6 protein-coding genes and 3 tRNA genes are annotated in these 9,594 nt (G+C 43.8%); all 9 read left to right on the forward strand.

From position 1 onward, the window contains the following. Nucleotides 1-133 precede the first annotated feature (133 nt). The 9 genes from aas (at nt 134) to AACX68_RS03450 (ending at nt 9,562) form a co-directional block, all read left to right on the forward strand. The gene (gene aas / locus AACX68_RS03410; RefSeq protein ID WP_228860597.1) at nt 134-2,281 is read left to right on the forward strand and encodes a bifunctional acyl-ACP--phospholipid O-acyltransferase/long-chain-fatty-acid--ACP ligase; all 2,148 of its coding nucleotides are present in this window, start codon (nt 134-136) and stop codon (nt 2,279-2,281) included. Between the two features lie 3 nt (nt 2,282-2,284). Continuing rightward, nucleotides 2,285-3,481: a lysophospholipid transporter LplT gene (lplT, locus tag AACX68_RS03415; RefSeq protein ID WP_228860594.1), complete on the forward strand. Its 1,197-nt coding sequence runs from the start codon at nt 2,285-2,287 to the stop codon at nt 3,479-3,481. A 25-nt stretch (nt 3,482-3,506) separates the two neighbouring features. Then, nucleotides 3,507-4,010: a nicotinamide-nucleotide amidase gene (gene pncC, locus AACX68_RS03420; protein WP_228860595.1), complete on the forward strand. Its 504-nt coding sequence runs from the start codon at nt 3,507-3,509 to the stop codon at nt 4,008-4,010. 234 nt (nt 4,011-4,244) lie between these two features. Then, the gene (recA, locus tag AACX68_RS03425) at nt 4,245-5,321 is read left to right on the forward strand and encodes a recombinase RecA (RefSeq protein WP_099110751.1); all 1,077 of its coding nucleotides are present in this window, start codon (nt 4,245-4,247) and stop codon (nt 5,319-5,321) included. Nucleotides 5,322-5,635: 314 nt separating this feature from the next. Next, nucleotides 5,636-8,263: an alanine--tRNA ligase gene (gene alaS / locus AACX68_RS03430; RefSeq protein ID WP_228860596.1), complete on the forward strand. Its 2,628-nt coding sequence runs from the start codon at nt 5,636-5,638 to the stop codon at nt 8,261-8,263. Between the two features lie 248 nt (nt 8,264-8,511). Then, on the forward strand, nt 8,512-8,697 hold the full coding sequence (gene csrA / locus AACX68_RS03435) for a carbon storage regulator CsrA (protein ID WP_010845367.1): 186 nt from the start codon (nt 8,512-8,514) through the stop codon (nt 8,695-8,697). 444 nt (nt 8,698-9,141) lie between these two features. Next, nucleotides 9,142-9,234 (forward strand) — tRNA-Ser (locus AACX68_RS03440). A gap of 87 nt (nt 9,235-9,321) precedes the next feature. Continuing rightward, nucleotides 9,322-9,398 (forward strand) — tRNA-Arg (locus AACX68_RS03445). Nucleotides 9,399-9,485: 87 nt separating this feature from the next. Then, nucleotides 9,486-9,562: transfer RNA gene (locus AACX68_RS03450), tRNA-Arg, on the forward strand. Nucleotides 9,563-9,594 lie beyond the last annotated feature (32 nt).

Raw genomic sequence — 9,594 nt, forward strand, 5'->3', positions numbered from 1 at the left:
CGCTTATTTATTATAAGACTAATAAATCCTGTATCTCAGATCATTTATACCTCTTATAGTATCATTCTACTTACTCACTCACTTTAATTTTATTTAATTATTTATATTGAGATATATGGATTGAGATATGGATATACTCTTAAAGGTTCTGAGATTACTTGTACGTGTACTCTTCAGAGTGACAGTCGAAGGTGACGATAAGCATTTAAAACACCCTAAATGTATTATTACACCCAATCATATTTCCTTTCTTGATGGACTCCTGATAGGGCTTTTCCTGCCGGGAAAACCAGTATTTGCCATTTATTCCAATATTGCGACAAAGGGCTTTCTCAAATTTATTAAACCTTTTGCTGATGTTGTGCCTTTGGATCCAAACAATCCGATGGCAATCAGGACGCTGGTTAAGGAAATCGACAAAGGTCGCCCGATAGTGATTTTTCCTGAAGGTCGGATCACGGTAACGGGCTCCCTGATGAAAATCTACGATGGCGCAGCATTTATTGCGGCGAAGTCAGACGCAAAAATTGTGCCTATCCGTATTGATGGAGCGGAACAAAGCGTTTTCGGCCGGTTAAGAGGCGTCATGAAGCAGCATTGGTTCCCTAAAGTCACCATCCAGATCTTACCTGCAATGGATTTCCCAATGCCAGATGCACCGGATTCTAACAGCCGCCGCCGTCTGGCAGGAGAGAAACTGCATGCTGTTATGATGGATGTGAGGATGCAGACTCGTCCGAAAGAAACGTTATTCAGTGCGTATCTCGCTGCCCAAAAGCGTTTCGGGCGTTTTAAACCCTGTATTGAAGATATTGCACTGAAAGAAGATAGCTACCATACATTTCTGAAAAAGATATTGGGCTTTAGCCGGATTTTAGAGCGTTTTACTCAGGAAGGTGAAAGGGTCGGGCTTTTATTACCTAATGCCACAGCTATGGCAACCACAATATACGGTACGTCACTGAGAGGGCGAGTACCTGCTTTGCTGAACTACACGGCAGGAAGCAATGGCATTAAAAATGCGACACAAGCAGCGACTATCAAAACAATCATCACTTCCCGCCAGTTTCTTGAGAAAAGCCAACTGACGCATCTACCAGATCAGGTAACAGAAGCAAATTGGGTATATCTTGAAGATTTGAAAGAGACTATTACGTGGGAAGATAAATTGTGGGTGCTTTGGCATTTGATCTTTCCCGCAAAAGCGGCTCTACCTTCACAGAAACCAGAGGATGATGCACTCATCCTGTTCACTTCTGGGTCTGAAGGGGCACCGAAAGGCGTTGTTCACAGCCATGCCAGCTTACTGGCAAATGTTGAGCAAATTAAAACGATAGCTGATTTTACTCCACAGGATCGTTTTATGTCGTCTTTGCCTTTGTTCCATGCGTTTGGGCTGACTGTTGGGTTATTCACTCCCCTGATGTCAGGAAGCCGTGTATTCCTGTACCCGAACCCGCTGCATTATCGTGTTGTTCCTGAAGTTGTTTATGATCAGAACTGTACCGTTCTATTCGGAACCTCAACTTTTCTGGGTAATTATGCCCGCTATGCTCATCCTTATGACTTCTCCCGCTTGCGCTATGTCGTTGCTGGTGCAGAAAAACTGTCGGAAGAGACTAAGCGTGTCTGGCAGGATAAATTTGGTATCCGGATTCTGGAAGGCTATGGTGTAACTGAATGTGCTCCTGTTGTCGCTATCAATGTCCCAATGGCAGCCAGAGTAGGCACAGTCGGAAGAATTTTGCCGGGCATGGAAACACGTTTATTGCCTGTGCCGGGTATTGAAGTGGGCGGACGCCTGCAAGTACGTGGGCCAAATCTGATGAAAGGCTATTTGCGGGTTGAAGCTCCGGATCGTCTGGAACCGCCTACGGCAGAAGATGCGGAAGGCAATATCCAGACCGGCTGGTATGACACAGGTGATATTGTATCCATTGATGAAGAAGGTTTCTGTACGATCAAAGGACGAGTAAAGCGTTTTGCCAAACTGGCAGGTGAAATGGTTTCTCTTGAAGCCGTAGAGCAAATTGCTTTACGTGTTTCGCCTGAAGCTCTGCATGCAGTAACAGCGAAAGGTGACCGTAGCAAGGGAGAGGCATTGGTGTTGTTTACAACAGATACCGTTTTGAACAGAAGTGTGATGTTACTCACCGCCCGTCAAATAGGGTTACCTGAACTGGCAGTTCCACGTGATATTCGTTATGTGAAGCAATTACCGTTGCTGGGCAGTGGCAAACCTGATTTTGTCACATTAAGAAAAATGGCAGAACAGGAGTAAAAAATGAATGGTACTGTGGAAACACAACCATTGCTAAACCGGGGAATGAAGGCTGTTTTACTATCCCAGTTTCTCTCTGCTTTTGCCGACAATGCCTTATTCTTTGCGATATTGGCTCAATTGAAAGCTGAATCTTATCCGGGATGGAGCTTGCCGGCTCTGCAAATGGTTTTTGTGCTGACCTATATCGTATGTGCCCCTTTTGTGGGGCAAATTGCTGATCGGTTCCCGAAGGGCAGGGTTATGCTCTTTTCCAATGGCATCAAATTGCTGGGAGCCATCAGCATCTGCATTGATATGAACCCTTTCCTGGGATATACCCTTGTGGGGATCGGGGCGGCAGCTTATTCTCCGGCTAAGTATGGTATTTTAGGGGAATTGACAGACGGTAGCCATCTGGTCAAAGCCAATGGTTTGATGGAAGCTTCGACGATTGCAGCCATTCTGACTGGTTCTGTGGTGGGTGGTTTTCTTTCAGATATAAACCTGTTTCTTGCATTAGGAATATGTGCCCTGATGTATAGCGCGGCAGTAATAGCCAATTTTTATATACCCCGTTTAGCGGCAGCCCGGCAGGGAAAAGGCTGGGATCTTAAAGCAATGCTGCAGGATTTTATCTCGGTAATCTCTTCCCTTTGGAATAACTCAGAAACCCGCTTTTCTTTGGTTGGTACCAGCCTGTTTTGGGGGGCGGGGGTTACTCTGCGTTTTTTACTGGTTGCGTGGGTTCCCGTTGTTCTGGGAGTTGAGGGGAATACAACGCCAACCTTGATGAACGCCGTAGTTGCTATCGGCATTATTGCGGGAGCGGGATTAGCCGCACGGTTTATTACACTGAGTACGGTGCGCCGCTGTATGCCAGCCGGAATATTTATTGGTGTTATCGTTATTATGTTTGTCGTGCAACACTCAATATGGCATTCATACCTATTCCTGATTATGATCGGTTTGTGTGGTGGTCTTTTTGTTGTGCCATTAAATGCATTGTTACAGGAACATGGGAAGCATGAAATGGGCGCTGGTAAGGCTGTTGCAGTACAGAATTTTGGTGAAAACAGCGCAATGTTGATCATGCTGGGGTTATACTTAATTTCCACCATGCTACAAATATCCGTTATTACTATAGGTATTGGCTTTGGGATACTATTCTCTTTAGCAATCGGTGGATTATGGATTTGGGATCTGCTTCGGAAAAATTAATTTCTTATAGAGTTAAAGGCGTACTATGGATGAAAAAATCCTGAATCAGCTTAGTATTGAACTAGGGAAAAGGTTACGCCAGAAAAATCTGTCTATTACCTGTGCAGAATCCTGCACAGGAGGATGGATTGCCAAGGTGATCACAGATGTTGCGGGAAGCTCTGCCTATTTTGAGCGTGGTTTCGTGACTTACAGCAATGATTCAAAATGTGAAATGCTGGGTGTTTCACCGATATCATTAGCTGAGTCAGGAGCCGTCAGTGAGCAGGTTGTGAAAGAAATGGCTTTGGGAGCATTAGACGCTGCTAAGGCTGATTTTGCGGTTTCAGTCAGTGGCATCGCCGGGCCGGATGGTGGCAGCAAAGAGAAACCCGTTGGCACTGTTTGCTTTGGATTTGCCGTCCGTGATGGCACAAAGAGATACACAAAATCATATCGCCGACTTTTCACTGGTGACCGTAACTCTGTTCGTCTCCAGTCTGTGATTTTTTCTTTAAAAACATTGCTGGAAGAAATCATAAAAAATTAACTTGATGCTGTATGATTATACAGTATAATTGATTCCAGTATTTTGGTCGTATAAACCATATTGATCTTATAAAGCACATCGGCTTTATAAATTGATTTACGAAACGTGGACTTATAAACATTGTTTTTTAAATAAATTTTTATTAAACAACGAGTCTTATTAGACATAGCATCAGAAACGGTTTATCAGCAGTGGGGCAGCCCCCTTCACTTCATTGCTTACGAGGGAGTAAACATGGCTAACGATGAAAACAAACAAAAGGCACTAGCAGCGGCACTGGGCCAGATTGAAAAACAATTTGGTAAAGGTTCAATCATGCGTTTGGGCGAAAACCGCTCAATGGATGTTGAAACCATTTCTACTGGCTCACTGTCTCTCGATATTGCTTTGGGGGCAGGTGGTTTGCCAATGGGGCGTATCGTTGAAATATACGGGCCTGAGTCTTCCGGTAAGACAACGCTGACTCTTCAGGTTATTGCTGCTGCTCAGCGCGAAGGCAGAACATGTGCTTTTATCGATGCTGAACATGCCCTCGATCCGGTTTATGCTAAAAAACTGGGTGTAGATATTGATAACTTACTGTGTTCTCAGCCTGATACAGGTGAACAAGCGCTGGAAATCTGTGATGCCTTGTCACGCTCTGGTGCGGTTGATGTTATTGTTGTTGACTCCGTTGCTGCATTGACACCAAAAGCAGAAATCGAAGGTGAAATCGGTGATTCACATATGGGGCTGGCAGCTCGCATGATGAGTCAGGCAATGCGTAAACTGGCTGGAAATCTGAAAAACTCGAATACTCTGCTGATCTTTATCAACCAGATCCGTATGAAAATTGGGGTTATGTTTGGTAACCCAGAAACGACGACTGGTGGTAATGCACTGAAATTCTACGCATCTGTTCGTCTGGATATCCGTCGTACCGGTTCCGTGAAAAACAGTGATGAAGTTGTTGGCAGCGAAACCCGCGTGAAGGTAGTCAAAAACAAAGTTGCAGCACCATTTAAACAAGCTGAATTCCAGATTTTGTACGGAGAAGGTATCAACACTTATGGTGAGCTTATCGACCTGGGTGTGAAACACAAAATGGTGGAAAAAGCAGGTGCATGGTACAGCTATAACGGCGATAAAATTGGTCAGGGTAAAGCCAATGCGACAAATTACCTGAAAGAGCACCCGGAAATCGCATCTGAGCTGGATAAAAAACTGCGCGAGTTATTGCTGAATAATGCTGGTGGGTTCAGTAGCGCGGCTGAAGATTATGTCACTGATTATGAAGATAATGCAGAAGAAGTAAATAACGAAGAGTTTTGATTGTTATTTCTTCTGTGCCGCAGTCTTGTGGTCACAAAAAGTTCTGAAAAAACCACATCCTTTGAGGGTGTGGTTTTTTCTTTTATAGAGAGAATAAATCCCTGTGTAATAGGTGCATCGGAACTGGTCTGACAAACAGACTTTCAGAAAATGCTCAGACGAATTACAATGCTGAAAAGCGAATAGATTTATATGGAATTTTACTTCTTATGGAAGAGACTCTATCTTAATCCTGTTCGTGAGTTGAAATAGTGATAAAACTTGTCACTTCAACCATCCATGATTCTGTTTTTCAGCTTGATTTCGGGACAATTATGAGCAAAAGCACCGCTGAGATCCGTCAAGCGTTTCTTGACTTTTTTCAAACTAAAGGGCACCAGATAGTACCAAGCAGTTCATTGGTGCCGACTAATGATCCAACATTGTTGTTCACCAACGCAGGAATGAACCAGTTCAAAGATGTTTTCCTTGGATTGGATAAAAGGCCTTATACCCGAGCAACAACGGCTCAGCGCTGTGTTCGTGCTGGTGGTAAGCATAACGATTTAGAAAATGTTGGTTATACAGCCCGCCATCATACTTTCTTTGAAATGTTGGGTAATTTCAGTTTTGGCGATTACTTTAAACAGGATGCAATTAATTACGCATGGGAATTGCTGACTGGGGCTGAGTGGTTCAACCTGCCAAAAGAAAAACTGTGGGTAACTGTCTATGAGACAGATGATGAAGCCTACGAGATCTGGAGCAAAGAGGTCGGCGTTCCTACAGAAAGAATTATTCGCATTGGTGATAATAAAGGTGCCCCTTACGCGTCAGATAATTTCTGGCAAATGGGAGACACAGGCCCTTGCGGTCCTTGTACCGAAATTTTCTATGACCACGGTGAACATATTTGGGGTGGTCCTCCGGGTAGCCCGGAAGAAGACGGTGACAGGTATATTGAAATCTGGAATATCGTTTTCATGCAGTTTAACCGCCATGCTGATGGCACAATGGAGCCACTGCCAAAACCTTCCGTTGATACAGGAATGGGATTGGAACGTCTGGCTGCGGTTCTGCAACATGTAAATTCCAACTATGAAATTGATGCATTCCGTGATCTGATTGCCTCAGTAGCAGAAGTCACTGGTGCTACTGATCTCACTAACAAATCTCTGCGTGTTATTGCCGACCATATTCGCTCATGCTCATTTTTGATTTGCGATGGTGTTATTCCATCGAATGAGAACCGGGGTTATGTGCTCCGTCGTATCATTCGTCGCGCTATCCGTCATGGGAATATGCTGGGCGCTAAAGAAACATTCTTCTATAAGCTGGTTGCTCCGTTGATCAAAATTATGGGAGCCGCAGGCGAGGAACTTCAGCGCCAGCAAGCATTGGTTGAGCAGGTACTGAAAACAGAGGAAGAGCAGTTTGCCCGTACTTTGGAGCGGGGTCTGCAATTACTGGATGAAGAGCTGGCCAAACTGTCCGGTAATACTTTAGATGGCGAAACCGCTTTCCGTCTTTATGATACCTATGGATTCCCTCTTGATCTCACTGCTGACGTTTGTCGTGAGCGTGATATCAAAGTTGATGAAAAAGGTTTTGAGTCTGCGATGGAGAATCAACGCCGTCGTGCTCGTGAATCCAGCGGTTTTGGTACTGATTATAATGACGTCATTAAAGTTGATGGGCAAAGCGAATTTTCTGGTTATGACCATGATTCTCAGCAAGCCTCTGTAACTGCCATTTTCTGCAATGGAGAGGAAGTAGATCGCCTGAATGCAGGTGATGAAGCGATCATTATTCTTGATAAAACCGCTTTTTACGCTGAATCCGGTGGACAAGTCGGTGATACAGGCAAATTGTCCGGTACTGAAGGTGTATTTGAAGTTACTGATACACAAAAATACGGTCAGGCAATTGGTCATATTGGTAAATTGATAAGTGGCAGCCTGACTGTAAATACAGCAGTTAACGCTGAGGTTGATGTAGCACGCAGAAATAACATTCGTCTGAATCACTCAGCAACTCACTTGCTACATTCGGCACTGCGCCAAATTCTTGGAGAACATGTTTCTCAGAAAGGCTCTCTGGTCAATGACAAGTATCTGCGCTTTGACTTCTCCCATTTTGAAGCAATGAAGCCAGAGCAAATTCGTCTGGTAGAAAATTTGGTGAATGAAGAAGTCCGTAAAAACTCATCAATTATTACAGATGTAATGGATTTGGAAGAGGCGAAGACCAAGGGTGCTATGGCACTATTTGGCGAAAAGTACGATGAGAAAGTGCGTGTATTGAGCATGGGAGAGTTCTCCACTGAGCTATGTGGTGGTACTCATGCGAGCCATACCGGCGATATCGGATTATTCCGTATAACCAGTGAATCAGGTACAGCTGCAGGTATCCGCCGTATTGAAGCTGTAACGGGGCAAACCGCACTTAATTCTATTTATCAGCAGACTGATTTATTGCAAGATATAGCTTATTTGGTGAAGGGCGATATCAATAGCCTGAACGAGAAAGTTAAAGCCACGCTGGATAGAACGAAGCAGTTGGAAAAAGAATTGCAACAGCTGAAATCTCAGCAGGCAGCTCAGGAAAGCTCTTCTTTGGCTAATAAGGCAAAAGATATTCAGGGTGTACGCCTGCTGGTAACTCAGTTGGGTGATGTGGAACCAAAAATGCTCAGAACAATGGTTGATGATCTGAAAAATCAACTAGGATCAGCAATTATTGTGCTTTCTACTGTGACTGGTGATAAAGTCACCCTAATTGTTGGTATAACGAAGGATTTGACTGCTAGAATAAAAGCGGGCGATTTAATCTCTTTTGTTGCCCAACAAGTTGGAGGTAAAGGAGGAGGTCGTCCTGATCTGGCTCAGGCTGGCGGGACAGATGTAGCAGCTCTTCCTTCCGCATTGGACAGTGTAGAAGAGTGGGTCACATTGCGGTTGTAGTTGGTATTGCAGTGATAGTAGTGGCACCATGGAAGCAATCTTTTTATGGTGCCAAATGTTTTTCGTTGTGAAATTGTTGAAATGTTGTGCACATACTTATATTTTAGCTATCCTATAGATATAGGAAATGTGTTCAAAACTGCTTATACTTTAAGTAGATATCATAGCTTTACGTTTTCACGGTGTTTGATGGATAATAGCGGGGAAACCTAGAGACCCGACTCTTTTAAATTTTCAAGGAGCAAAGAATGCTTATTCTGACTCGTCGAGTTGGTGAAACGCTCATGATAGGCGATGAGGTAACAGTTACAGTACTGGGAGTTAAAGGCAACCAAGTTCGCATTGGTGTAAATGCGCCCAAGGAAGTTTCTGTTCACCGTGAAGAAATTTATCAACGGATTCAGGCAGAGAAGTCTCAGCCTACAACTTTTTAATTCAAGAATGGCGTCCATGCTTTTTTAAAACTTGGGCGCTACTCTACTTCCCTTCTTTATAAACCACGTCGATTTATCTCTCTTTGTTACCTTAATTCTATTCTCTCACGTCTTTTCATTTTCTATCTGTCGAAAAGGCCTCATTCATGATGTCATAGCGATGAATAATTTTTTCGATAAATCTTCATATGGATTCGGTGATTTTGCTGTTGATAAAACAGTCTTTTAGACGTTAAACCAAGCGTTTTGTGCGCAAATTATTCAAACGGAAAAAAGTTGTGAGAAATTGTTTGACTTATCAGGCTGGGAAAGTAATATGTGCGCCATCGCAACGACGAACGGCTTTAAGAAAAGCTTCTGAGTGAGTCTCAGAGGTGAAGCTTAAAAGAGTTTTTAAGTGAAAACTTAAAAACGAAAACCCAAGTCAAGAGTTTTAAAGCGTATGGTGAGGTGGCCGAGAGGCTGAAGGCGCTCCCCTGCTAAGGGAGTATGTGGTTAAGAGCTGCATCGAGGGTTCGAATCCCTCCCTCACCGCCATTTTAAAAGCCGCGATTTACTAGGTATATCAATTCTGAACAGTTAGGCAATCAACAGCGCCTGAACAGAACACTGAAAACCGACAATGCATCCGTAGCTCAGCTGGATAGAGTACTCGGCTACGAACCGAGCGGTCGGAGGTTCGAATCCTCCCGGATGCACCATATTAAATATATCTGATTTATCGGGTATTCAATTATGGAAAATCAGGTAAGCGACGGCACCTGAACAGAACATAGAAAATTGACGATGCATCCGTAGCTCAGCTGGATAGAGTACTCGGCTACGAACCGAGCGGTCGGAGGTTCGAATCCTCCCGGATGCACCATATTAAATATATCTGATTTATCGGGTATTCAA

This window comes from Xenorhabdus sp. PB61.4 (genome assembly GCF_963894935.1).
In the GTDB taxonomy this organism is placed as follows: Bacteria; Pseudomonadota; Gammaproteobacteria; order Enterobacterales; family Enterobacteriaceae; genus Xenorhabdus; species Xenorhabdus stockiae.

Bases quoted from the DNA above. Each gene is read 5' to 3' on its own strand.
- recA (WP_099110751.1), top strand. From the start codon at position 4,245: ATGGCTAACGATGAAAACAAACAAAAGGCACTAGCAGCGGCACTGGGC.
- lplT (WP_228860594.1), top strand. From the start codon at position 2,285: ATGAATGGTACTGTGGAAACACAACCATTGCTAAACCGGGGAATGAAG.
- pncC (WP_228860595.1), top strand. From the start codon at position 3,507: ATGGATGAAAAAATCCTGAATCAGCTTAGTATTGAACTAGGGAAAAGG.
- csrA (WP_010845367.1), top strand. From the start codon at position 8,512: ATGCTTATTCTGACTCGTCGAGTTGGTGAAACGCTCATGATAGGCGAT.
- alaS (WP_228860596.1), top strand. From the start codon at position 5,636: ATGAGCAAAAGCACCGCTGAGATCCGTCAAGCGTTTCTTGACTTTTTT.